Source organism: Mycolicibacterium sp. lyk4-40-TYG-92 (genome assembly GCF_030209435.1).
Classification (GTDB): Bacteria; Actinomycetota; Actinomycetes; order Mycobacteriales; family Mycobacteriaceae; genus Mycobacterium.
Window position 1 is genome coordinate 88,094 of the sequence record NZ_JARVRX010000027.1, and the last position, 23,445, is coordinate 111,538.

The window sequence follows — 23,445 nt, forward strand, 5'->3', positions numbered from 1 at the left end:
CCCCGTCAGAGCGCGGCGTCAGGAGGTGGTTCCGAGGCTAGGTCGTTCACCTCTGAACATCGTTGCGCCGTCACCTGCAATCGAGGGTGATTGCGTAGCGCGTCGCACGTCTTCTCTACGGGCACTCCCAACTCCTGCAATAGAGCCAAATAGGAAACGAGGTGGACCGACTCCGCGACGGCATGGAGTTGGAAGTTATCTTGAAGTGGACGCCACTTGTTCGTACCTCCGTGGGCAACGTGGTTTCGTGCCCAAACCGCCCAACTGAGCCAATGGTTGATGTTAAGCCCAAGCAATGCTTGCACTTTGGGATCGAGCTTGTTGTGTAGTGCCTTGAGACGATCTTTCAGGTGCATGTTGTTTCCGCCGCTCAGACACCAGTGGTGGAAGCCTTCGGCACCGGCGAAAGCTTGGCTTACGTACTCCTCGACGATGCGCGACGAGTAGCCGCACAAGCCCACGACCACGCTCCATGCGTAGCTTGCCTGGTACCCGTCCGCGAGGCGTTCTCGCACGTGCAGATACGCATCCAGAGGAACATCTGCGAGTGTGAACACCACGGAAGCTGGCTTGTGGGCGTCGTCGGGGCGAGCAACCTCGCCAGCATGTACGAGGAGCGAGACCTGGGTGTCATCAGTCGTTGTCATGGTGACCTGGGCGATGCCGCAGGGCTCGAAGGTCGCTAGTTGCACGAGATCATCGACGGCGGTCATCCGGTCAAAGAAGGCTACTGCGGACCCAGAGGCGTTGTCCGGCAATCGGATCACGGCCTGAGCGCCAACGTGCAGTTTGATCACCGAGCCGCCCCGGAGATCCGCCGTCATCATGTGGAGCTTCAAGTCGGGATAGGCTTCGGTTGCCGGGCTGGCCCAGGGCCGTGTCGCTGTGGTGGCGATGGAATAGCTTGCGTCCGTGGTGTCGCCCTGTGCGTATTCGGCGCGGTAACCACCGATTACCGGAAAGACATACGGCGTCAACAGCGTGCCGTCGGGCTGAAGCTCGCCGGGGTGCTCGACATCGTCACTCCGCGCCCATTGCGGCGGGCAGAAGCGTGGATCTTCGGTGAGGTAATAGAGTTCGTCGGCCATGACCACGGCCTTAGCTAGGACCGGTTCATGCGGGCTTGCGATGTGCGCGCCGACGCAAATCCATGATGAATGCCAAAACTCGTCACGTACAACGCCGGCGAGCCCGGCGGTGTACCGCCCTCGCTGCGCGTCCCAGACGCTGATGGCTTCACCGGTGTCGGACTCGCCATAGATAGTCCCCTGGCGCACGTCGCCTATGAGTTGGGAGGCGCGCAGGCCCCCAGTTGACGTGCGGTGATACTCAGGCCCTGGGGAGAAGCCGCCGATCAGCTCAAGGGTCGCACCTCCATCGGGCTGCCACGACAGGATTCCCGGGACGCGGTCGGCTGGCGACTCTGGCAGGTAGAACCAGCCTTTAATCCGCTGGGGCTCAGACTGTCTCATGATGCAACGCTTCCTGTCTGACTCGGCATGGCTAGTGGTGCAGGGAAGGCTGCACCGGGTTGTTCGTAGAGCGGCCTCCACGCCGCCACGGTGGGTTCCAAATAGCCGGGGTAGTTCTTCTGGCGTACAACGGGTCTTGCTGGATGGGTGGCCTGGGCTTCATACAGCGCGACCGCGCATTCGGTCATGATGAGTGCCGCGGAGAGGCTGTCGGCAACCTGGGCGAGAACATCCTCCTCCGTCCCGAGGTAGGCGCTCATCCATTTGTATCCGTGTACGAAGCCAGATCCGACTGCGTAGAAGCGTTCTGCGCTAGTCGCCATTCCGCGCACTAGTCCGTCGGCTTCGGTCACGTGCGGCGGCGGGTTCTTGTCGATCCAATCACCGGCCCAGTTGACGAAGAACTCGTAGCTTGTTGAGGGGCGCTGCCGTGCCGATTTAGGCAGGGCGGTCAAATAGTTCAGTCGTTCGCGATACTGGCGTTCGGCACGATCGAAGCGTTCGCGGTCCGTCGGGAGGCGTTCGTCGTTACGTGATGCGAGGAAGCGAGTTTCGACGGCGATGTAGCCTTTCTGGTAGCCGATCTCGCGTTCGACGAAGCCTAGGCATCGTGCGCGACGGACCGTGCGGCGCGGATCGGCCAGGAGCCAGATCGTCTTGGCGGCGTTCTCAATTGCGCTGCGGCACAGGATTCCTGTCGACAGCGTGCTGGTCCGCTTCTGCTGAAACGCGGCGCCGTAGACCTGGGCAGCACCAACGAGGCATTCCGCTGCATTCATCACGGGGAATCGAGCCGTTGAACTGACAAGGATGTCGCCCCGCTCGGGTGCGGTGTAGGCGTTGTCTAGATCGAGGCTGCTCCCCCGGTCGGGCGCGAACCGCACCGGTTCTGGCAGCCCGTTGCTGCCGTCGGCTCGCACCCGGTGCAGCAGCGCCCACTCTTCCATCTGCCGTGCACGCGCAGCGCGGTCGACGTTGCTCCACATCAGGCGCGTCATTCGCAGCAGCCGGTCGATCGGATCGGTTGTCACGATCGGCACGGTAGCCCGCGCGCCCTACAGACGCACCCGCGACGCACCCTGGGGCGTGCATTAGCCGGGAGCGGTGGACGCTATAGCCCGTTGGCCATCGCCTGACACAAGCGAACCACGGTGGCATCCAACCATCGATAATTCCCACTTACGTCACCTGCGTTAACCCGAACCACCAGAGCTATCGCCAATAGCTCCTCCCGGGGCGGCGCCACGGTACGTCGTGGACCCAGTCCCACGGGTACTTTCGTCAGCGAATGACCCTACTTCAAAAGCCCAGCTGAGAGATTGGTACCACGCTCGGCCCAGACTGTGTCTTCTAGGTCCGAGAGCACGTGCATAGCCCTCAAGAAGCGGGATCGACCGACCCGAGTTCGATGCCGGCTTCATGTTTGAGACTTCGCCATCGACCACACATGGACCGCTCGCGGCGGGAGCGAAGTCAAGCAGAGTAATTCCGTACGGCCCGTCGACACGCTGCTGACTGGTCAGGCCACGATCACGTCGATGGACTGCTGATCGCTCCCGGCCGATCATGCGGCCAGGCGGAAGATCCGCTGCATCTCTGCGACCGCGGCGGGGTCGCCGTCGAATTTGAGGCGCCGAAGCGCCGCCTTCCGTCGCGTTGCTGTCGCTGCCGCCCGGATCGCGATCAAGTCGAGCGCCGTCGCCTGCATGGTGACCGCCGGGTTGTCTCGTGGCGGTGCGAGTTCACCGTGATCCACCGAGAACTCGAACGTGCGCCCGTCGATATCGACACGGTAGGACGCCACTGAATCGGCAGCACCGGGTGATTCGAAGCCGGCAATCAGGCCCGCGAGGAACCCCGTCAGGGGCTTTCCGGCGAGGTCGCTGTCATCGATCCGATCTATCCCGAAGATGGCAACAGCTCGAAGGACTGGGGTTAGCTTCCGCCAGCCCATCTCACTGAGTTCGTAGACCGTACGGGCGATCGGCGGGGGCAGGTCCGTCCGTTTGATCAGCCCGTCCAGCTCCAGCGACCGCAATCGGTCGGCGAGCAGGTTGGTGGCGATCCCGGGCAACTCGGCACGTAGGTCGCTGTAGCGGCGCGGTCCGCCGAACAGCTCACGCAGGATCAACATGGTCCAGCGTTCGCCCAGAACGTCCATGCCCAGCGCCACCGGGCAGTTCTGGCCATAGGTCTTGTGCACAGCCATCACCTGAATCTAGATGAGCATCGGTTCTGTTCCCAATTTCGCAGAGACAATAGTATCAATCTATTGCTTGATTTTTTTGTCTACCACAGAGATGATCGGAGAAACCAAGGCGGGAGACGCTTCTCATGACATCTACCGAGTTACCCGATTCGAGCTACACACAGACGTGGACCGGCGGCCGCGGCGAAGTTCGGCACCTCGTTCGCGGCGACGGATCTCGGCTGCGGTACTACACCACCGGCATCGGCCCTCCCCTGGTGCTGATACACACGGTGCGCACCCAATTGGACTACTTCCAACGAGTTATTCCACTGGTGCGGGATTACTTCACCGTCTACGCCGTCGACCTGCCCGGCATGGGCTGGTCGGACATCGTCCCGCGCCGCGAATACGAAGAACCCGAGATGCGCTCAGCCGTCGTCGAATTCGTCGACACGCTAAATCTGCGGTCGGTGACCCTGGCAGGCGAATCGCTGGGCGGCGCCTTGGCGCTGTCGGCGGCGGTCGATCTCGCGGAGCGGGTACGCCATGTGGTGGCCCTGAACCCGTACGACTACCCGTCCGGCCTGGAACGCGGAAACTTGCTGGCCCGGGTGATCATCGCCGGGGTGCGGCAACCGGTGATCGGCCCCTTACTCGCCGGCCTCGAGCCGCGCCCCGTCATGCGTGCGGTGCTGCATGGCGGTTTCTTCGACAACGCCGCGCTCCCAGCCGACCTGTTGGATGAGCTGCTGAGAAGCGGACGGCGGCAAGGGTATTCGCGGGTGGCGCGCGGGGTTTATCGCAGCCTGCCCGGATTCATCGCGGCGCGAGCCCGCTACCGCAATGTCGATGCACCGGTGACGCTCGTCTACAGCGACCACGACTGGTCCCGCCCAAGCGAGCGCAACCAGGTGGAAAGCGCGCTGCGCCGTGTCCACCGAGTGAACCTGCCACGAACTGGCCACTTCTCCGCCCTGGAACAGCCCCATCTCGTGGCACGCCTCATCCTCGACACCCTGCCGGCGGATCACAAATCGGTTGGGGTGCATCGACGAAACGGTTCCGATGTCTAAGCCCAGCAAGATCGACAGCCACCCGACAGTAGCCCTGGTACGCGAAAGTCCCGCCACCGAAAATCGCCCGATGCAGGCGCTGGACGCAACGTGGTTGCGTCAACTCTGCCTCGACGCAGGCGCCGATGACGTGGGTTTCGTCGCCATCGATCGGCCGGAGATCGCCGACCAGCGGGCCGATTTGACGGCTGTGATGCCGCGCGTGCGGACATTGATCAGCTTCGTGTGCAAGATGAACCGGGAGAACATCCGCACCCCGGCACGTTCGGTGGCGAATCTCGAGTTCCATCACACCGGCGACCACTCCGACGAGGTTGGTCGAACCGTGGTGACCAAGCTGGAAGCGTTGGGCATCCGCGCGATCAACCCGGCGATGGGCTTCCCGATGGAGATGGACAAGTTTCCGCGCAAGACGTGGGTCGTCAGTCACAAGCCGGTTGCCGTCGCGGCTGGGCTCGGGCATATGGGTCTGCACCGCAACGTTATTCATCCCAAGTTCGGCAATTTCATCCTACTGGGCACTGTGCTGATCGAGGCCGAGGTGAACGACGACTCGCAACCGATCGCCTTCAACCCGTGTCTGGACTGCAAACTGTGCGTCGCGGCCTGCCCGACCGGCGCCATCTCCTCGGACGGCCATTTTGACTTCTCGGCCTGCTATACCCACAACTACCGCGAATTCATGGGTGGCTTCGGTGACTGGGTCGGCCAGGTCGCCGACAGCAAGAACGCCACCGACTACCGGTCGAAGGTCCCCGACAACGAGACCGCGTCGGTGTGGCAGAGCCTGTCGTTCGGCGCCAATTACAAAGCGGCGTACTGCATGGCGGTCTGCCCGGCCGGCGAAGATGTGCTGCGGCCCTGGCTCGATGATCGCAAGGCCCACCTCGCCGAGGTGCTCCGCCCCCTTCAGCTGAAGGAGGAAACCATCTACGTCGTACCGGGTTCGGACGCCGAAAGCTATGTCGCCAAGCGGTTCCCGCACAAGCAGATCAAACAGGTGGGGCAGAGTCTGCGCGCGGGCAGCATTGCCGGCTTCGTGGAGGGACTGCCCGTCATCTTCCAGCGGGAGCAGGCAAAAGGCATGTCGGCGACCTATCACTTCACGTTCACCGGCGCGGAGCCACGCAAGGTGACCATCGCCATTCATGATCGCCGGCTCGAGGTCACCGACGGTCACCAGGGGGCGCCCGACCTCCGGGTGACCGCGGACTCCACGACCTGGGTCCGATTCCTCAACGGGCAGGCGTCACTGGTGTGGGCATTGCTCACGCTGCGCATCAAGCTGCGCGGCTCGCCACAACTCCTGCTCGCCTTCAGCCGTTGCTTCCCCTCGTGATTGGACGGAGCTAGCCCCGACATGGCCCACGTCATCACCCAGAACTGTTGCAAGGACGCCAGTTGCGCCGCCGTGTGCCCGGTCGACTGCATCCGCCCCGACCCGACGGATGCCGACCACGCGCCCATGCTCTACATCGACCCCGACGCCTGCATCGACTGCGGAGCCTGCATGGACGAATGCCCGGTCGACGCCATCTACCCCGAGCATGAATTACCCGCCGACCAGCAGGCCTTTCGCGATCTCAACGCCGACTACTTCGCGCAACACCCCCTGGTTGTCGCGTATCCCACGCCCGAGCCCGCACACCCACCCATCGAGGCCGGGTCGCTGCGGGTCGCCATCGTGGGCACCGGGCCGGCAGCCCTCTACGCCGCCACCGAACTGCTGCGGGTCGAGGGGGTCGAGGTAAATCTGTTCGACCGGCTACCCACGCCGTACGGCCTGATCCGCGCCGGCGTCGCACCCGACCATCAACGCACCAAAGCCGTCGTCGGCACCTTCGACGCACTCTTCACTGATCACCGGGTCGGCTGCTACCTCAACGTCGAGATCGGTCGCGATCTCACCCACGAGGAGCTCGCGGCGCGCCACCACGCCGTCATCTACGCCGTCGGCGCGTCCCGCAGCCGCGATCTCGGCGTCCCCGGCGAACACCTGGCGGGCAGCCACCCAGCTTCTCAGTTCGTCGCCTGGTACAACGGGCATCCCGACCGCGCCGGCGATCGCTACGACCTCAGTACTGAACGCGCCGTGATCGTCGGTAATGGCAACGTCGCGCTCGATGTCGCGCGGGTGCTGCTCATGACCCGAGAACAACTGCACGACACAGATATTCCCGACCACGCCGTTGAGGCGTTGTCGCACAGCGGCATTCGCGAAGTGGTACTGCTCGGACGCCGGGGCGCACGGCACGCCGCCTTCTCAGCTGCCGAGCTGATCGCACTGGGCCACTTCCCGGGAGTGGACGTCGTCGTCGAAGCACGGGACCTGAGCCCGGCCAAGGGCGACGACGTCGACACCGTCGCCAAACTGCGCGTCCTCGCCGAACTCCAGAGCCGCACCACGAGCCCGTCGAACAAGCGGATCGTGTTCCGATTCGACACCGCGCCAACGGAAATCGTCGGCGCCCGGGCTGTCGAGGCCGTGCGCGTCTCAAGCGGCGATCGCATCGAAACCGGACTGGTCCTGCGGTCTATCGGCTACCTCGGCCAATCCGTTCCGGGGCTGCCCTTCGACGGCACCGCAGGCATCATCCCCAACGACGGCGGTCGCGTCACCGACGGCGACGGTGCGGTGATCGGCACTTACGTGACCGGCTGGATCAAGCGGGGCGCCAACGGGGTGATCGGCACCAACCGGGAATGCGCCCGGCAGACTGTGACCAAGATATGGGAAGACTTCGATGCCGATGTCCTGACACGCGATGTGAGCGAACCGGACCTGGCAGAGCTACTGGCCGCCCGCGGTGCCCGCCCGGTCTGCGGCCAGGGCTGGCGATCCATCGACGCTGCGGAGCGCGCCCGCGGCGTCGAACAACGCAGGCCCCGCGTGAAGTTCGTCCAGATTGCCGACATGTTGACCGCGGCGCGCGGATGATGGCGCCGATATCCCACCACAAGGAGCTGCAGATGCCCGACGTCACCGTCAGCCGCGTCGAGCACACGATGACCCGACTCAACATCAACACCGGCATCCCGTTCGACGAATTCCGCACCGCATTCGAAAACGCCGCCCCCGCCTTCGTTCCCGCTCCATATCTGGAGATCATCCACGCGGGCGGATCCTGGACCGACGTGGAAGCCACGGTCGCCGCACACGCGCCGCATGGCCTCATGATCTACGCGATCATCGATGCCACACCCCTGATGACGTTCGCCGGCCACGAGGGTCAGGCAGTCGAATACCTACTGGGCAATCACGTCATCGCCGAGACGATGTTCCGGCATGACCGAAATGCGTTGCTCTATGCCCCGCTGCGCGTTCTGTTATTCAGCGACAGCGCAGGCCACGCAGTATTCAGCGTCGACCAGCCCTCGACGGTCTTCGCCGGACCGGACCATCCGGACGTGGCTGCCACCGGTCGCCTGCTGGACCACAAGCTCTCGGGGCTGCTCCGCGGTATCGGCGTCACCGTCGACGAACGGCTCCTACCGGTCACGCCGCAACCATGAGGTGGCCCGGTATGTCGCACGGTCACCCCCAAAATCCGCCGGGCTGGACTTAGCTAGGGAGTGGGGCGGACGCCCCGCTCGAAGGTCCGGATGATCAGTGGCGCGACGGTGTGCCGCGGCAGTGCACCGGCCATGGCTTGCTCGCAGCCTCGCAGGATCAATCCGTAGAGCGCGTGCCAGATCCAGGTCGGGTCGAGATCAGGGTCGAACGCGCCTTCGTCCTGCCCCCGTCTGATCAGGTTGATCACCACCTCATCGTTCGGGGACTGGGCGGGTGGGATATCGCGCAGCACCGCCGGGTCACCGAAGAGGAAGACCAGCCGTTCACCGATCGAGACGCCGGCGGTGATGAATCGCCGCATCGCGTCGAGGGCGGGTCCGTCCTCGGTGGCGGCCTCATCCACCGCTTCAGTGAGCACGCGGATCGAATCCAGGGTCGCCTCGTAGATCAGCGTCTCGCGGTCGGCGAAGTAGCGGTGCACTGTAGTGCGGCCGACCCCGGCCACGGTGGCAATCTCCGGCATGGTGGCCGTCCGGTTCGCCGCCAGCGCAGAGGCCGTAGCGGCGAGGATCGCGGCTCGGGTACGTGCTTGCACACCCGAGAGTTGCTTTGTAGAGGCGGACACGATGTGATCCTAGTCGCGTCCGGAATAGAACGCTATCGTTCCGCTATTAAACATGTACGTTCCTGAAATGGAGCTCATCCCGCTCGACGGAACGTACCGGACGCCTACAACGTCATACCCCCAACCGAACGAAGGAACCAACGTGCAGACAGCTTCTCCAGTGGCCCTCGTGACGGGCGCCTCCTCCGGGATCGGGCGGGCGGCCGCGCTCGCCCTCGTGAAGGCCGGCTTCGCGGTGGTCGGCACGAGCCGCAACGCGGCGAACGCCGGGCCCCTCGCCGGGGTGACGTTCCTCGATCTCGACGTCGCCAGCGACGAGTCGGTTCGCTCCCTGGTACAGGAGGTGATCGAGCGGTTCGGGCGGATCGACGTCCTGGTCAACAATGCGGGCGTGGGCGCGGTCGGCGCCGGCGAGGAGAACTCGATCAACCAGACCAAGGACGTCTTCGACATCAACGTCTTCGGCCTGATGCGGATGACAAACGCAGTACTGCCCCACATGCGCGAACAGGGCCGTGGCCGCGTGGTCAACGTCTCCTCGGTACTCGGTCTGATCCCAGCCCCCTTCATGGCCATCTACGCCGCCACCAAGCACGCGGTAGAGGGCTACTCCGAGTCCGTGGACCACGAGCTTCGCGAGCACGGCGTCCGGATGCTGCTGGTCGAGCCGGCCTACACAAGCACGAGTTTCGAGGCGAGCAGCCTGGCCCCCGACTTGCCACTGCCGATCTACGCCGCCCAGCGGGAGATCGCCCGAGACGTGCTGGCCACAGCCTTGCGCACCGCCGACGACCCGGGCGTAGTCGCGAAGGTGATCGTCGCCGCCTCCACCGATCCGAATCCCAAGCCCCGGTACACCGCCGGCTCAATGGCCGCACGCGTCAGCCTCCTGCGCCGGATCGTGCCCTCGCGCATCTTCGACAAACAAATCCGCAAGCTCAACCGACTGGCCAGCTGACCCCCAGTACACCCGGCGTCTGACCAAACGCACATGCCCAACCCAGAGACACCGAAGCCAGCATCTGCATCTCTCGTCCGACCACTCTTGGAAACGGCTTACACACACGAGCGGATCGAACGCGCGGTCACGCTCGCGGTGGGTCGAGCTGACCCGGCATTCGGGAGCTGCTCAACCGTGGCTCACCGTAAGGCTCGCGCCAGTTCAGGACCAATACTTACGGAGGACCTCATGACCCCGGTCAGTACAGACAACACCGCCGCGGAAGGCACGATATCCCGTGATTGCTGCTGACGAGACGTTCGACGGCACGTGGCCGTATCCCGCCCGTTTCAATGAGGCTGCCGGCTTCCGTCAGCATTATGTCGACGAGGGCCCCGAGCGGCCCGATCAGACGATCGTCATGCTGCACGGTGAGCCCACGTGGGGCTACGAGTGGCGCCACCTGATCGGGCCGCTGTCACGTCACCATCGGGTGGTCGTTCCCGACCACATGGGCTTCGGCAAGAGCGAGACGCCCCAGGATCGCACGTACGACGCGAGCGAACACATCCAGAATCTCGAATCGTTGCTCGTTGACACGCTCAATCTCACGGACATCACCCTGGTGGTCCGTGACTGGGGCGGCCCCATCGGCATCGGGTTCGCATTGCGTAATCCCGGCCGGATCTCCCGGATCTTCGCGGTGGACACTGTGCTGCCTCTCGCCGGGAGCAACGACGAACTCATGGGCATCGCCGAGCTGATGATGGCCAACAGCGCCGAGAGCCGCTGGTTCCAGTGGGCCCAGTCGGCGCTCGCGGACGGTTCGTTCGAGCAGATCCTCGGACACGCCCGTCACACCATTGCCCAGCTGATGATCGACCTGCAACATGTCGCCCGACCCGAGATCGCCACGCCGACCTGGATCCGCGCGTACTCCAGCCCCTTCCCGACCCCGGCGGAGTGCCGCGGTGTCATCGCGTTCCCCCGGCAGGTCCTGCAGGGCCCGGAGGGCCCGCAGACCGACGCGCCGCCTATGGAAGCTGTCGCCGTGGTTCGAAGCCTCCCGGCGATGCTGGCGGTCGGGATGCGCGACACCGCGCTACTGGCCAAGTACGTGATCCCGGCGTTCAAGCTCAGCTACCCCGACGCACCCGTGGTCGAAATCCCCGGCGCTGGCCACTTCCCGACCGAGGACGCTCCCGAGACGCTGCTGGCACTGCTCGAACTGTTCCTGCAGACGTCCGCACGCATCTGAAGGCTGAACGGCCGGGTCTGCGCGCGCGGAGCCGGCCGTTCGATGTGAGCGAGGCTGGTCTCGTCGTATTCCCGTTGCCCCTAGGGAGCCGGACGCACGCCGCGCTCGAAGGTCCGGATGATCAGCGGCGCGACGGTGTGCTGCGGCAGCGCACCGGCCATGGCCTGCTCGCAGCCTCGCAGGATCAATCCGTAGAGCGCGTGCTGGATCCAGGTCGGGTTGACGTCTGGGTCGAACACCCCTTCATGCTGTCCGCGCGTGATCAGGTTGATCAGGTTGATGACTAACGCCTCATTCGGGGACTGGGCCGGTGGGATATCGCGGAGTCCCGCCGGGTCGCCGAAGAGAAAGACCAGCCGTTCACCGATCGAGACGCCGGCGGTGATGAATCGCCGCATCGCGTCGAGTGCGGGTCCGTCCTCGGTGGCGGCCTCATCCACCGCTTCAGTGAGCACGCGGATCGAATCCAGGGTCGCCTCGTAGATCAGCGTCTCGCGGTCGGCGAAGTAGCGGTGCACCGTGGTGCGACCGACCCCGGCCACGGTGGCAATCTCCGGCAGGGTAGCCGTCCGGTTGACCGCCAATGCAGAGGCCGTAGCAGCGAGGATCGCGGCTCGGGTACGCGCTTGCACACCCGAGAGTTGCTTCGTCGAGACAGACACGATGTGATACTAGTCGCGCCCGGAATAGAACGTTGACGTTCCTATATTGAACAGTTATGTTCTTCTAGCCGACCAACGCGGACGGCACAGATACCGACAGCCCCAAGGACAGGACCCACCGTATGAGAGCAATCATGAAAGAGAGTGGCTCGGCGCTGCTGGGGATCATGGCGGCTGTCGCCGGCGTTGCCGTTGCCTGGCCTGTGCACGCTGATCCCGACACCGATTTCGCGAACGAGCTCCACACGTACGGCGTCTACGGGCAGAAGGACTACAACGCGTGGATCGGCAAGATCACGTGCAAGCGGCTCTACACCGGGCTCGACGCGGATGCCGACAAGTCGGCGAAGTTCGTCTTCAGGCAATTGCCGAAGGGCAGCACGACCGAACAGGCGTGGCAATTCCTTGGCGCCGCGATCAACACCTATTGCCCCGAACAGGCACCGGTCCTGCAACGGGTAGCCGGGCAGGGGTGAACACCATGTATCTGCGCGCAGGGTTCGCGGCACTCGCGATGTGCGGAACCGTCCTCGCCACAGCCGGTTTCGCGGGGGCTGATGCCACTGACGACTATCCGATTCCGAATCGGATCCTGAAGACGAACTGCACCGTCGACCAGTACATGGCCGCCGTGCGCGACGTGGAGCCGGTCTACTACGAGCGCTATATGACCGATTACAAGAACCGGCCGGTCGACGTCCAAGACGCCGCCCGTGACCGCATTCGCTGGTTCTTCTCCTTGGATTACGCGGCGCGGCGCCAGTATTCGGAGGACACCGCAACCAACGTCTACTACGAGCAGATGGCCACTCACTGGGGCAACTGGGCCAAGCTGTTCTTCAACAACAAAGGCGTTGCCGCGCACGGCACCGACATTTGCATGAATTACCCGCCGAACGACCCATCCGTCTGGATCTGGTAGCGGCACGCAACCTGACGCCCGCTTCTCTACGCTCCCCCCTCCCCGTCCACAGGACGCCGCTAGGTCGGCAAATGGACACGCACATCGAAAGGCTTCTCATGCTGACATCACCGATACGAAGGGCCGCCGCCCGCCATTGGGCGGCGCTCGTGGCGATCATCGTGGTGGTCTTGGTCGTCACCGGCGTCTACCGATTGCACGGCATCTTCGGATCGCAGGACCAAACCTCAAGGCCCTCAGCTGATTCGCCCGAGAACACCGGATTCAACCCCAAACGGGTCCAGCTGCAGGTGGTCGGAAATCCCGGCGCGCGGGCAACCATCAACTTCCTCGACGAGAACGCTCAACCCCAGCGCATCGACGACGCACCCCTGCCGTGGTCGCACGACTTGGCCACCGAGGACACGACGCTGTTCGCCGACCTACGCGCCCAAGGCAATTCGAGCAGCATCACCTGCCGCATCACCGTCAACGGCATTGTCAAAGACGAAAGGTCTTCAAACGACGTGAACGGATACATCGCCTGCCTGGACAAAACAGCATGAGCCAGCACGGGACAGCGGCACCACACCGTTCTCGGTCAGCGCGCGTGATCCGCACTCTGGCCCTACCGATCATTGTCATCTGGATCGCGGTCGCCGGCGTGACGAACATCCTGGTGCCCCAACTCGAGATCGTCGGCACCGAGCGTTCGGTGGCCCTGAACGCACCTGATTCCCCGTCGGTCATGGACATGAAGCACATCGGGGAGAAGTTCGGCGAGTTCAACTCCGACAGTGCCGCCGTCATCGTGCTCGAAGGCGATCAGCCGCTGGGACAGGACGCGCACACCTACTACGACGGCCTGGTCGCGAAGTTGCGCGCAGACACCCAACACGTCCAGCACGTACAGGACTTCTGGGGCGATTCGGTGACCGCCGGCGGCGCCCAGAGCAAGGACGGCAAGTCAGCGCTCGTGCAGGTTTACCTTCAAGGCAACCAGGGTCAGGCGCGATCCAATCATTCCGTCGACAGCATCCGCAAGATCGTGGCCGACACGCCGCCACCGCCGGGGGTCAAGGCGTACGTCACCGGCGCCGCCCCGCTGATCACCGACAACTTCGAGATCGGCAACGAAGGCACCCACATCATCACTGCCGTCACGTTTCTCGTCATCGCGGTGATGCTGCTCATCGTCTACCGCTCCGTGGCCACCATGTTGATCGTTCTCCTCGTGGTCGCCGTCGAACTCGGCGCAACGCGAGGCGTGGTCGCGCTGCTGGGCAACGCGGGACTGTTCGACCTGTCCACCTACGCGGTGAATCTTCTGACAGGCATGGCCATCGCGGCGGGCACCGACTACGCGATCTTCCTCGTCGGCCGGTACCAGGAAGCCCGCGGCAAGGACCTGGATCGCGAGGCGGCCTACCACGACATGTTCGGTGGCACCGTCCACGTCATCGTCGGCTCCGGACTCACCATCATCGGTGCAGTGGCGTGCCTGCACTTCACCCGGCTCCCGTATTTCAGCAGCATCGGCCTCCCTACCGCGGTGGGCCTGGTCGTGACGTTGGCCGCGGCGCTGACCCTCGGGCCGGCGGTGGTGACCGTCGCCATGCGGTTCGGGTTCCTCGATCCCAAACGTGCGCTTCGCACCACGGGGTGGCGCCGCGTCGGCACGACCATCGTGCGGTGGCCGGGAGCCGTGCTCGTCGCTTCGTTGGCAGTGGCCGCGGTGGGCCTGCTCGCGTTGCCGGGAGCACAGATCAGCTTCGACGGACGGCCCTACATGCCCGATGACGCCCCCGCCAACATCGGATATACCGCCGCGGAGCGCCACTTCTCGGAGGCGCGGCTCAATCCCGAGTTGCTGATGATCGAATCCGATCACGACATGCGCAATCCCGCGGACATGCTGGTTCTGGAACGCGTCGCCAAAGCGGTGTTGCATACCCCCGGCATCGCACTGGTGCAATCGATCACGCGACCCCTCGGCACGCCGCTCAAACACAGTTCCATTCCGTTTCAGATCAGCGCCCAGAACGCAGGCCAGGTCATGAATCTGAGCTACCAGGAGAGCAGGGCGCGCGACCTGCTGACCCAGATCGATCAGACCGGTAAGGCGATCGACATCTTGCAACGTCAGCTCGCCTTGCAGCAGCAAGCCACCAACGCCACTGAGGAACAGGTGCGGGCATTCCACGACACCGTCGACACCATCAACGCGGTCCGAGACAACCTCGCCAACTTCGACGACTTCTTCCGGCCGCTGCGCAACTACTTCTACTGGGAACCACACTGCGAGAACATCCCGACGTGTGCGGCCATGCGATCGGTGTTCGACTCACTCGACGGTGTCGCCGAACTCAGTGACCAATTCGGCAAGATCACCGCGAGCCTCGACAAACTCAACGCGCTGCAACCGCAGGTGCAGTCGCTGATCCCGCCTCAGCTCGACATCCAGAAGACCAATCGCGCACTGCTGCAGTCGAATTACGCCACCATCAGCGGCACGCTGGCACAGGGCCGAGAGGCACTGGAGAACGCCACCGCGCTCGGCAAGGCCTTCGACGACGCCAAGAACGACGATTCGTTCTACCTCCCGCCGGACGCGTTCGACAACGCCGAGTTCAAGCGCGCCCTCGAGCAGTTCTTGTCGCCCGACGGCAAAGCCGCCCGGATGACGATCACGCACGTGGGCAAACCCGCCAGCCCCGACGGCATCTCGCACATCGACGCCATCCGAGACTCTGCGTTCGATGCCATCAAGGCGACCCCGCTGTCGGACGCGAGAATCTACATCGCCGGCACGGCATCGTCCTACAAGGACATCCAGGAGGCATCGCTGTACGACCTGATGATCGTCACCTTGGCGGCCATCGCGTTGATCCTGCTGGTGATGATCTTCATCACCCGCAGCTTCGTGGCGGCCATCGTGATCGTCGGCACTGTCGTGCTTTCGCTCGGAGCCGCACTCGGGCTGTCAGTCCTGGTGTGGCAGTACATCTTCGGTGTCGAGCTGTTCTGGCTCGTGCCCGCCCTGGCCATCATCATCCTGCTCGCGGTCGGCGCGGACTACAACCTCCTGCTGATCTCCCGGTTCAAAGAGGAGCTGGGCGCCGGATTGAATACCGGCATCATCCGCGCGATGGGCGGCACCGGCGGCGTCGTCACAGCCGCAGGACTGGTGTTCGCTTTCACCCTCGGCTCGTTCATCGTCAGCGACCTGGTCATGATCCAGCAGATCGGCACCACCATCTGCCTCGGCCTCGTCTTCGACACATTGATCGTGCGATCGCTCCTGACACCGTCGATCGCGGCACTGCTGGGCCGCTGGTTCTGGTGGCCGCTGAACGTGCGCACCAGGCCGGCCAGCCAGATGCTGCAACCGTTCGGTTCGCGGATCTCTGTCCGCAAACTGTTGGGGACAGATTCCACGGACACGCACAAAGCCGATCCCGTCAACGCGCCGAACAACTAGGAGGATTAGGTCATGAGCACAACATGGGACTGCATCGTCGTCGGTGGCGGAGCCGCGGGCTTGAGCGCGGGTCTGGTACTGGGCCGGGCGCGGCGACGAACGCTGCTCGTCGACGCGGGCCGGCAGAGCAACCAGCCCGCCCACGGCATCGGCGGGCTGCTGGGGCACGACGGCCGACCGCCGGGCGAGCTGTACGAGGCCGGGCGGCAAGAGATAGCCGCCTACCCGTCCGTCGAACTGCGCACCGGTGAGGTGGTGGCCGGCGAGCGTGCCGGCGACGTGTTCGAACTGGAACTGTCCGACGGTCGGCGGGAGCGCACGCGTCGGGTGCTGCTGGCCGCCGGCATGGAGTACCGGCCGCCTGCGCTGCCCGGGCTCGCGCAGTTGTGGGGGCGGTCGGTGTTCCACTGCCCGTTCTGCCACGGCTGGGAGGTACGCGATCAGCCTCTGGCGGTACTGGCCAACGGCAAACGCGCAGTGCAGTCGTCGGTATTGCTCAGAGCATGGAGCGACGACGTTGTGCTCCTGACCGCAGGACCGGCCGAGCTCGACGGGCAGGCCCGATCTCAGTTGGCCGCGGTAGGCGTCACGGTCGATGAGCGGCCCATTGCCGAACTCGCCTCAAGCAATGGCGAATTGGAAGCCATCGTGTTCGCCGACGGAACCCGGCTGACACGCAGCGGTCTGCTCGTCGCGACGACACTGCATCAGCGATCGCAGTTGGCGCAACAGCTCGGGGTCGGATTCGGTGAGCCGACGCCGACGACACCGAGCCCCATCGCAATCGATGCGCTCTGCCGGACAACAGTTCCCGGAGTCTTCGCCGCCGGCGACAACGCCACTGCGCAAATGCCGCAGGTCGCCTCGGCGATCGCGACAGGCTCGCTCGCGGCCACCTCGATCGTGCAGAGTTTATTGGCCGAGGACGCCGGCCTACCGATACCCACATGAACGAGACCACCACCAACGGTGAGCTGACAATCGGTTCTACCGACGCACCTACAAGTTGCGCCAATTGCCCTGGAATCAAAGGACTCTGGTTAATGCGCCTTTCAAATAATTCCGCAAGGATGGCCCATGTCAAAGCGACCCATATCCGAGTTGGGTTCAGACTTGAACTCGCATGATCGGCCCATAGATTTCACCCAACCGACCAACGACGAGCAGGCCAATCACTGGAAAGCGACAACTGGATACGCCTGGGTCGACGCGCAGGACCTACTGGACCAGATGATGAAGGGATTGGAAGACCTGCTCGCCGACGGCGTGGCAGTCGGATCGGGGCGGCGGGTGCTCGACGTCGGCTGCGGTACCGGCGGCACCACACTCGCCGTCGCGCGCAGACTCGGCACCGAAGGCCACTGCGTCGGTGCCGACGTGTCCGAACCGATGATCGCCGCCGCCCGCGCCAGGGCCGAACGTGACGGTATACCAGCGAGTTTCATCCTCGCCGACGTACAGACCCATCCGTTTGAGCGTGCGAGCGTCGACACGATCATCTCGCGGTTCGGCGTCATGTTCTTCAACGACCCGGTCCAGGCCTTCGCGAACCTACGGCGCGCTGCAACCGACGACGCCACGCTGCGCGTCATCGCCTGGCGCAGCGCCGCGGAGAATCCGTTCATGACGACTGGCCTGCGTGAGGCCGCCTCGCTGCTGCCGAACCTTCCCGCCCCCGCGGCAGATGGCCCGGGCCAATTCTCCTTCGCCGACCCGCAACGAGTCGCCGCCATCCTCGACGCGGGCGGCTGGGCCGACGTCGACCTCCAGCCGATCGACATCCAGTGCACTCTGCCCGAACCGGAATTGATCGGCTTCTTCACCCAGTTGGGTCCTGTCGGGCTGGCCCTTCAAGGCAAGGACGAACGGACCCGCGCGCTAGTCGCCGAGGCCGTCCGACCCGCCTTTGATCCCTTTGTGAACGGAACCGAGGTCCGGTACACCGCCGCGTGCTGGATGATCAGCGCCCACGCATCGGACTAACCGTCGACACCAGGCTGAATCACCTTCCCGCACAGCTATTTCCGCGCCGGACGGGGCGCATCATCGGGTCAGCGCCACCGAGGACGGCGCCCCGGACGAGCCCAGCGCACCAAACTCATCGGTCAGCGGCCCGTTGGACCCCGACACTCTCATCCCCTTCCTCAGGACTGCCATTGCCAACACCAATAGCATTGCTGTGCTGAGGTATTCATGGCATCATCACGTTACAACTATCGGGACTACCGGCGCGAACTCCGACTCAGCAGCGAAATGCCGACGCAAGAAATGCAACTGGTGCTCAACGATGGCATCGAACCAGTCACCACCGGGATAAACGTCGAAGTGGTCGCATGGATAGTGGCGTACGTCGGCCCGGCAGCGAAACGCAGCCTTACGGGCCGGCTCCGGCGGCGCAGACAGATCATTGTCCGCGATCTGCATCAGGACAGGGCAGCTCACCCGAGCGGCTTTACGAGCCGGTCGATAGAGCGCCGCCCCCAACACCGACCTCGCGGGTACTGCATTGACTGCTGTACTGCCGGCCATCTTGGCGTAGCCAGCGGCGGCGCCCGGGGCCGACATCACCGCGGTCGTACCGGGCTCCCCGACTACGGACACCGACACCCGGGGCGCACCCCGCACTGCGGCGAGCGAATCACGCATCGCAGCTAGTGCCATCCGCAAGGCAGCCAAAGGCGATCGCTGTAGGACCAGCTGGATCGCGGCGGGTCCACTGACGGCCGGGGTAACAGCAATGACCCCTGCCACCGAAGGGTCGCCCGCTGCCACGGCGATTACGTGGCCCGACGACAGCGAAACACCCCACAACACAATCCGGGCCGGATCGACACCGGCCAGCGTGCGCGCGTGGCTGATCGCTGCCCGGTAATCGGATTCGTGAGATCGGGGGTTGACATCGACCGGCGTCCCGAGAGCGGCGTTGCGCCCAAAGCCGCGATAATCGAAGGCGAGCACGTCGAGGCCTGCCGCCGAGAGTCGTTCTGCGTACTCGGCCAGCCCGCTGTCCACCGTAGCGCTGAATCCGTGTGCCATCACCACACACGGGCGGTGGCTGTCGAGAACGAAATCATCCCCAACACCGACGTAATGCGTTGCATAACAATTCTTTCCATGGGACTGAAAGGATACGGTGCTAGGCATGAGTCTGCTCCAGGTGTTGAGCGGCGCGGCCAGCCAGCACGACAGGACCGAGGCGTCGCGCCCTCTCTGTGCCAGCAGGGATCTCGCGATGGTTGATGTCGTGGTTGTAGACCGGGGTGTCCATCTGCTGGGTATGGCGAGGCCGGTCGCTTACGTGCCCGCGGTCGCGCTTGTCGTCCCGAGCGATGGCCAAATGCATCGCGGCCTCATCGGGCGTGCGGTAGGTGCCCGCCAGATAGCGTGCGGCCAATTGCGCCTGGCATTCGACAAAGGGGAACAGAGTCGGAAGGGCTTGTCCGAATCCTACGAGGACCAGGTCATCGACGCCGGGCTTGAACATCCGCTTGAATAGGTCGATCTTGTTGCCGGGCGCGCTCAGGAACTCGGCGTCGAAGAACGGGAAAGAGATGTTGTACCCGGTGGCCCAGATGATGACGTCGACTTCTTCCACGGAACCGTCAACGAAGCGAACTTTGTTGCCTTCCAGCGCCTGCACGTTGGGTTTGGCGACGACGTCGCCAGATCCGAGCCGAACCAGCAGTTCGGCAGACTGGGTGGGATGGGCCTCCATGAAGTTGTGATCGGGCCGCGGGAGACCGTAGTTCTCCATATTGCCCGATAACAGCTTCGGCAGGATACGAGCGGCGATCTTCTGTGGGCGCAACGGAAGCCGCGGCTGCAAGGCCAGCAGTTGGTCTACCGGGACGCCCATCAGGTACTTCGGCACTACCCACGCTCCCGATCTAGTCGACAGAAACACCTGATTGCGGTTGCTCTTCTGCGACAGCTCGGACGTGATGTCTGAGGCGCTGTTGCCGATTCCGACGACCAGGATTCGCTTGCCGCGCAGGTCTTTCGGGTCGGACGGGTCAATGTAGTAGTGGGAGTGCATCTGCTCGCCGGTGAACTCGCCAGGGAATTCGGCGTAGCGCGGGTCCCAGTGATGCCCATTGGCGACCACCAAGGCGTCATACAGATCGCTCTCCCCCGCCGCAGTTGTCAGCTCCCAGCCACCACCGGGCAGCCGGCGTGCATGTTTGACAGGTGTCTCAAACCGGATGTGCCGCTTGATGTTGAAGGCCAGGCAGTAATCCTCGAGGTACTGCTGCACCTGGGTGTGATGCGGAAAGTCGGGGTAGGCCTTCGAGATGGCGAAGTCGCGGAAACGCAGTCCTTCCTTGGACGTGTCGATGTGCAGGGACCGGTAAGCACTTGAATGGCCGTTCGAATTCTTGAAGGCCCAGTTGCCACCGACGCGGTCACCCGACTCGTAGACGGTGTAGTCGATGCCGTAGTCGCCCAGATTTTTCCCGGTGGTTAACCCGCTGATTCCTGCGCCAATGACGGCGACCTTGGGTTTTTGAGTTGCCAATGTGTCCTCCATGACCATGACGGCACGCACTTTCGGGCGTAGTTGTGGCGCAACTCATACTAGGCCTAGAATCGACGCATGTCCAAAAAAATCGACAACTGTCGAAAAATGGAATCGGAAGCACTCCTTGTGACCGATACCGCGCGTTGGTCCGCAGCCCGGGTGCGCAAGAGCGACCTAACCCGCCAGCGGATCCTCGAGTCACTCGAAGAGCTACTGCGAACCAGCAGCATCGATGAACTAAGCGTCAACGAAATCGCCGCGGCCGCCGGCGTGCGGCGAACCGGCTTCTACTTTTACTTCCCGAGCAAAGCAGTGGCCGTCGCAACATTGCTCGACGAGCTTTACGACGAAACATTTACTGGCGCCAGTCAATTCATGACCAGATCGAACGATCCCACAGTTGCACTGCGTGCGGCCTTCGAGAACCTCTGGGCCCTATGGCAGCGCCACCGTCCACTGATGCTGGCCGTCTTGGATGCACGCGCGACAGATCGCGAGGCCGCCGAAATCTGGGAGCGTTGGCTCGAGCGGTTCGTAGCCCCCGTCGCCGAGGTAGTGAGCATCGACCGCAGCGCAGGCGTCGCAGCTCCTGGTCCAGAACCTGCGTTATTGCTGCGCCCGCTGCTGTCGATGAACGAACGCAGCCTGGAACGCCTACTTCGTACCGGTGGCACCGCCGAGCAGGTCGCCGCCGAACTTGATGCGCTCGCGGTCATCTGGTCGCGGACGCTATACGGAGGCGGCCAGAACTCTTGAAAGGGATGGGCTCAAGCCGAACAGCAAAGCCGTTTGTGTCAGCACACCGGCCGATGCACGCGCTTCTGCGACCAGCGCACGACCGTCCGCTGCGACGGACGGTGCTATGCAATGACGGTTAGAACTGTGCGCCATGGCGCCAATCGAGGACTTGTCCGCCCTGCTGACCATCAACGCCCACCGCGTACACGACGGACCGCATATGCCGCATTCCGCCTCCGTCGGCAGGCGATCTCATCGATTCGACGTGGAGGTCGCGATACCGTATGCCGCCCTTGCGTACCGCACAACGCCTCGCCGAAGGCGTGGCCGCCCCAGTGCAGATGCCGCCGACCGCCGCTACGCCAATCGTGTTGCTTTACAGCGATGTTCGAGTTCAAGCGGGCCGATACCGACCACAGCGTGCGAGAGTCGATGAGGCTTCAGAAACGCCTCCCCTACAGATCCACAGTGAAATGGGTCCGCATATCACTCCCGAGATCGGAATCTCGTGGGGCCCGTATCCACGTTTCGGGTCGACTGCGGCGCCAGCGGCCCCGTTCAAACGCCCTCGCCGCCAAAGGGTGTGGTGCCCTGGCGACCACGTTTTCTCTTTCGGCATTGCACGACGGCACCTTCATTCGCGAGTACCGCGCGAAGGAGGAATGCATATTTGTCGCATGCTGACTTCAGGAATCACATACCCCGGGGCACGCCGCCAGCCGACGAGCGGAGGTGGCCAAAGTCATCGTTTCGAATATAAAATCAATTATGCTGGTCTGCGGGAGTTGGCGAGCGTAAGTCGGCTCCAGCTCGTTCCCCTAATCTGCGCGGGCGTGCACACACATACCTGTCGCAGTAAGGGCATCTGTGTGGAAGAGGTGCACGATGCGTACGGTCCGCGTCTCCAAGCATGGCCCCCCAGAGGTTCTTGAGGTCATCGAGGTACTCACCGAACCGCTTCCACCACCGGGTCATGTCACGATCGACGTCGCTTACGCTGGAGTTAACTTCGCTGATGCGATGTTTCGTCGCGGCGCGCTAAAAAAGGTGTTGCCGTTGGTGCCCGGTATTGAGGTCTCGGGATGGATTCGCGACGTCGGCACCGATGTCACGCAAATGTCCGCGGGGCAGCCTGTCGCAGCACTGACGATCGTCAACCTAGGTGGTTACGCGGACATCGTCACCGTTGACGCTCGGATGGTCGTTCCGCTGCCGCATGACAGTGATTCTCTTCTCCAACGTGCCGCCGGAACCCCGTCCAACACGACGACGGCGATCATGTCGCTGGATCGCGCTCAGCTGCGACAGCGAGAAACAATCCTTATCCATTCGGCGGCCAGCGGGCTGGGCAGCCAGCTCAGCCAAATCGCCGCCCAACGGGGAGCCGGCGAGATCATCGGGACCGTGGGCGCCGCCGACAAGCTTCCCGCGGCTCGATCCTTCGGTTGCACGTCGGTCATGCTGCGTGATGAATGGCTCTCAAAACCAACATGTTTCGCTCAACCTGATGTGATCGTGGACCCTGTCGGCGGCCCCACGCGAATCGCAAGCATCCAGACGCTGCAACCAGACGGTCGGATCGTCGTTCTCGGCAATGCTTCGAAGTCCGCAGACGTACCAGTCGGAGCCAACGAGCTGTTCCTGACAAGTCGCACCGTCGTCGGGTTCAGCCTGGGGCGCATCGCAGCCGATCGGCCCGATGCAGTGACACCGGCGCTCGCTGAAGCCATACGACTGGTTAGTAGCGGGGCAGTCGACGTTCCTATCAACGCGATCGTCGAACTGGCTGACGCGGCTGAAGCCCATCGCCGTATTGAATCCGGTGCGACAACCGGCAAGACCGTGCTGCGCGTGCGCAAGTGAACAATCACTTCGCACACGAGAGCACACTGTGCGCTACGCGACCACGCGGCGCACCGCCGAAGGAACCAGAATCCGGCAACTGGACTTGCTGTTCGCGAACCTCATCGCAACAGGAAGACCGGGACAATCCGAGAGGGCTGCGTGGCCACGGACTCGACAGCCCCGAGGCAATACACGCAGCCCTGGAACACATTTGGATCGCAACGAT

The 23,445-nt window shown here is 63.7% G+C and carries 21 protein-coding genes; 14 read left to right on the top strand and 7 right to left on the bottom strand.

The annotated features are described in order from the left end of the window. Positions 1 to 5 precede the first annotated feature (5 nt). The 3 genes from QRN63_RS28100 to QRN63_RS28110 form a co-directional block, all read right to left on the bottom strand. A complete protein-coding gene (locus tag QRN63_RS28100) occupies positions 6 to 1,472 on the bottom strand; it encodes an ApeA N-terminal domain 1-containing protein (RefSeq protein WP_285034307.1) in 1,467 nt (488 codons plus the stop codon). Beyond that, the gene (locus tag QRN63_RS28105; RefSeq protein ID WP_285034309.1) at positions 1,469 to 2,503 is read right to left on the bottom strand and encodes a hypothetical protein; all 1,035 of its coding nucleotides are present in this window, start codon (positions 2,501 to 2,503) and stop codon (positions 1,469 to 1,471) included. The genes QRN63_RS28100 and QRN63_RS28105 overlap by 4 nt, the downstream gene beginning before the upstream one ends. 533 nt (positions 2,504 to 3,036) lie before the next feature. Further along, positions 3,037 to 3,681, bottom strand: a complete 645-nt coding sequence (locus QRN63_RS28110; protein ID WP_285034311.1) for a winged helix-turn-helix transcriptional regulator — start codon at positions 3,679 to 3,681, stop codon at positions 3,037 to 3,039. 125 nt (positions 3,682 to 3,806) lie between these two features. Here QRN63_RS28110 and QRN63_RS28115 point away from each other — a divergent pair, with 125 nt between their 5' ends. From QRN63_RS28115 to QRN63_RS28135, 4 genes are read left to right on the top strand one after another with little or no spacing between them, the layout of a single operon-like run. Continuing rightward, positions 3,807 to 4,736: an alpha/beta fold hydrolase gene (locus tag QRN63_RS28115; RefSeq protein ID WP_285034312.1), complete on the top strand. Its 930-nt coding sequence runs from the start codon at positions 3,807 to 3,809 to the stop codon at positions 4,734 to 4,736. Then, complete coding sequence (locus tag QRN63_RS28120) at positions 4,729 to 6,075, top strand: SCP2 sterol-binding domain-containing protein (RefSeq protein WP_350224480.1); 1,347 nt, start codon at positions 4,729 to 4,731, stop codon at positions 6,073 to 6,075. Before QRN63_RS28115 ends, QRN63_RS28120 begins: the two co-directional genes overlap by 8 nt. 21 nt (positions 6,076 to 6,096) lie before the next feature. Further along, positions 6,097 to 7,674 (top strand): FAD-dependent oxidoreductase, encoded by a 1,578-nt coding sequence (locus QRN63_RS28130; RefSeq protein WP_285034314.1) that lies wholly within the window; start codon positions 6,097 to 6,099, stop codon positions 7,672 to 7,674. A 32-nt stretch (positions 7,675 to 7,706) separates the two neighbouring features. After that, positions 7,707 to 8,249 carry a DUF302 domain-containing protein gene (locus tag QRN63_RS28135; protein ID WP_285034316.1) on the top strand — a complete coding sequence of 181 codons (543 nt, stop codon included), beginning with the start codon at positions 7,707 to 7,709 and terminating at the stop codon, positions 8,247 to 8,249. A gap of 53 nt (positions 8,250 to 8,302) precedes the next feature. Here the strand turns inward: QRN63_RS28135 and QRN63_RS28140 are convergent, their stop codons facing one another. Then, complete coding sequence (locus tag QRN63_RS28140) at positions 8,303 to 8,875, bottom strand: TetR/AcrR family transcriptional regulator (protein WP_285034318.1); 573 nt, start codon at positions 8,873 to 8,875, stop codon at positions 8,303 to 8,305. Positions 8,876 to 9,017: 142 nt separating this feature from the next. On the opposite strand from QRN63_RS28140, the gene QRN63_RS28145 reads away from it, so the two are divergent. Together QRN63_RS28145 and QRN63_RS28150 are read left to right on the top strand one after the other, a co-directional pair. Further along, positions 9,018 to 9,833, top strand: coding sequence for an oxidoreductase (locus tag QRN63_RS28145; protein WP_285034320.1), 816 nt, complete (start codon positions 9,018 to 9,020; stop codon positions 9,831 to 9,833). A gap of 280 nt (positions 9,834 to 10,113) precedes the next feature. Then, a complete protein-coding gene (locus QRN63_RS28150) occupies positions 10,114 to 11,073 on the top strand; it encodes an alpha/beta fold hydrolase (protein WP_285034322.1) in 960 nt (319 codons plus the stop codon). Between the two features lie 80 nt (positions 11,074 to 11,153). Here the strand turns inward: QRN63_RS28150 and QRN63_RS28155 are convergent, their stop codons facing one another. Beyond that, positions 11,154 to 11,735 (bottom strand): TetR/AcrR family transcriptional regulator, encoded by a 582-nt coding sequence (locus QRN63_RS28155; protein WP_285034324.1) that lies wholly within the window; start codon positions 11,733 to 11,735, stop codon positions 11,154 to 11,156. A 134-nt stretch (positions 11,736 to 11,869) separates the two neighbouring features. On the opposite strand from QRN63_RS28155, the gene QRN63_RS28160 reads away from it, so the two are divergent. The 6 genes from QRN63_RS28160 to QRN63_RS28185 all read left to right on the top strand — a co-directional run bounded on the left by QRN63_RS28160 (position 11,870) and on the right by QRN63_RS28185 (position 18,100). Continuing rightward, a complete protein-coding gene (locus QRN63_RS28160; protein ID WP_285034326.1) occupies positions 11,870 to 12,211 on the top strand; it encodes a DUF732 domain-containing protein in 342 nt (113 codons plus the stop codon). A gap of 5 nt (positions 12,212 to 12,216) precedes the next feature. Next, positions 12,217 to 12,657 (top strand): DUF5078 domain-containing protein, encoded by a 441-nt coding sequence (locus QRN63_RS28165; protein ID WP_285034329.1) that lies wholly within the window; start codon positions 12,217 to 12,219, stop codon positions 12,655 to 12,657. A gap of 98 nt (positions 12,658 to 12,755) precedes the next feature. Next, a complete protein-coding gene (locus QRN63_RS28170) occupies positions 12,756 to 13,202 on the top strand; it encodes an MmpS family transport accessory protein (protein ID WP_285034379.1) in 447 nt (148 codons plus the stop codon). Beyond that, positions 13,199 to 16,117 (top strand): MMPL/RND family transporter, encoded by a 2,919-nt coding sequence (locus QRN63_RS28175; protein ID WP_285034331.1) that lies wholly within the window; start codon positions 13,199 to 13,201, stop codon positions 16,115 to 16,117. The genes QRN63_RS28170 and QRN63_RS28175 overlap by 4 nt, the downstream gene beginning before the upstream one ends. 12 nt (positions 16,118 to 16,129) lie before the next feature. Beyond that, on the top strand, positions 16,130 to 17,068 hold the full coding sequence (locus QRN63_RS28180; protein WP_285034333.1) for an NAD(P)/FAD-dependent oxidoreductase: 939 nt from the start codon (positions 16,130 to 16,132) through the stop codon (positions 17,066 to 17,068). Positions 17,069 to 17,194: 126 nt separating this feature from the next. After that, positions 17,195 to 18,100: a class I SAM-dependent methyltransferase gene (locus QRN63_RS28185; RefSeq protein WP_285034335.1), complete on the top strand. Its 906-nt coding sequence runs from the start codon at positions 17,195 to 17,197 to the stop codon at positions 18,098 to 18,100. Between the two features lie 219 nt (positions 18,101 to 18,319). On the opposite strand, the gene QRN63_RS28190 is transcribed toward QRN63_RS28185, so the two are convergent. Beyond that, positions 18,320 to 19,261: an alpha/beta hydrolase gene (locus QRN63_RS28190; RefSeq protein ID WP_285034337.1), complete on the bottom strand. Its 942-nt coding sequence runs from the start codon at positions 19,259 to 19,261 to the stop codon at positions 18,320 to 18,322. Next, positions 19,254 to 20,645 carry a flavin-containing monooxygenase gene (locus QRN63_RS28195; protein WP_285034340.1) on the bottom strand — a complete coding sequence of 464 codons (1,392 nt, stop codon included), beginning with the start codon at positions 20,643 to 20,645 and terminating at the stop codon, positions 19,254 to 19,256. Before QRN63_RS28195 ends, QRN63_RS28190 begins: the two co-directional genes overlap by 8 nt. 66 nt (positions 20,646 to 20,711) lie before the next feature. On the opposite strand from QRN63_RS28195, the gene QRN63_RS28200 reads away from it, so the two are divergent. Both QRN63_RS28200 and QRN63_RS28205 read left to right on the top strand, forming a co-directional pair. After that, positions 20,712 to 21,392 carry a TetR/AcrR family transcriptional regulator gene (locus tag QRN63_RS28200; RefSeq protein ID WP_285034342.1) on the top strand — a complete coding sequence of 227 codons (681 nt, stop codon included), beginning with the start codon at positions 20,712 to 20,714 and terminating at the stop codon, positions 21,390 to 21,392. Between the two features lie 867 nt (positions 21,393 to 22,259). Next, positions 22,260 to 23,237, top strand: coding sequence for a quinone oxidoreductase family protein (locus tag QRN63_RS28205; protein WP_285034344.1), 978 nt, complete (start codon positions 22,260 to 22,262; stop codon positions 23,235 to 23,237). Positions 23,238 to 23,445: the final 208 nt, after the last annotated feature.

Bases quoted from the DNA above. Each gene is read 5' to 3' on its own strand.
- QRN63_RS28100 (WP_285034307.1), bottom strand. From the start codon at position 1,472: ATGAGACAGTCTGAGCCCCAGCGGATTAAAGGCTGGTTCTACCTGCCA.
- QRN63_RS28110 (WP_285034311.1), bottom strand. From the start codon at position 3,681: ATGGCTGTGCACAAGACCTATGGCCAGAACTGCCCGGTGGCGCTGGGC.
- QRN63_RS28115 (WP_285034312.1), top strand. From the start codon at position 3,807: ATGACATCTACCGAGTTACCCGATTCGAGCTACACACAGACGTGGACC.
- QRN63_RS28120 (WP_350224480.1), top strand. From the start codon at position 4,729: ATGTCTAAGCCCAGCAAGATCGACAGCCACCCGACAGTAGCCCTGGTA.
- QRN63_RS28130 (WP_285034314.1), top strand. From the start codon at position 6,097: ATGGCCCACGTCATCACCCAGAACTGTTGCAAGGACGCCAGTTGCGCC.
- QRN63_RS28135 (WP_285034316.1), top strand. From the start codon at position 7,707: ATGCCCGACGTCACCGTCAGCCGCGTCGAGCACACGATGACCCGACTC.
- QRN63_RS28160 (WP_285034326.1), top strand. From the start codon at position 11,870: ATGAAAGAGAGTGGCTCGGCGCTGCTGGGGATCATGGCGGCTGTCGCC.
- QRN63_RS28165 (WP_285034329.1), top strand. From the start codon at position 12,217: ATGTATCTGCGCGCAGGGTTCGCGGCACTCGCGATGTGCGGAACCGTC.
- QRN63_RS28170 (WP_285034379.1), top strand. From the start codon at position 12,756: ATGCTGACATCACCGATACGAAGGGCCGCCGCCCGCCATTGGGCGGCG.
- QRN63_RS28175 (WP_285034331.1), top strand. From the start codon at position 13,199: ATGAGCCAGCACGGGACAGCGGCACCACACCGTTCTCGGTCAGCGCGC.
- QRN63_RS28180 (WP_285034333.1), top strand. From the start codon at position 16,130: ATGAGCACAACATGGGACTGCATCGTCGTCGGTGGCGGAGCCGCGGGC.
- QRN63_RS28185 (WP_285034335.1), top strand. From the start codon at position 17,195: ATGTCAAAGCGACCCATATCCGAGTTGGGTTCAGACTTGAACTCGCAT.
- QRN63_RS28190 (WP_285034337.1), bottom strand. From the start codon at position 19,261: ATGCCTAGCACCGTATCCTTTCAGTCCCATGGAAAGAATTGTTATGCA.
- QRN63_RS28195 (WP_285034340.1), bottom strand. From the start codon at position 20,645: ATGGAGGACACATTGGCAACTCAAAAACCCAAGGTCGCCGTCATTGGC.
- QRN63_RS28200 (WP_285034342.1), top strand. From the start codon at position 20,712: ATGTCCAAAAAAATCGACAACTGTCGAAAAATGGAATCGGAAGCACTC.
- QRN63_RS28205 (WP_285034344.1), top strand. From the start codon at position 22,260: ATGCGTACGGTCCGCGTCTCCAAGCATGGCCCCCCAGAGGTTCTTGAG.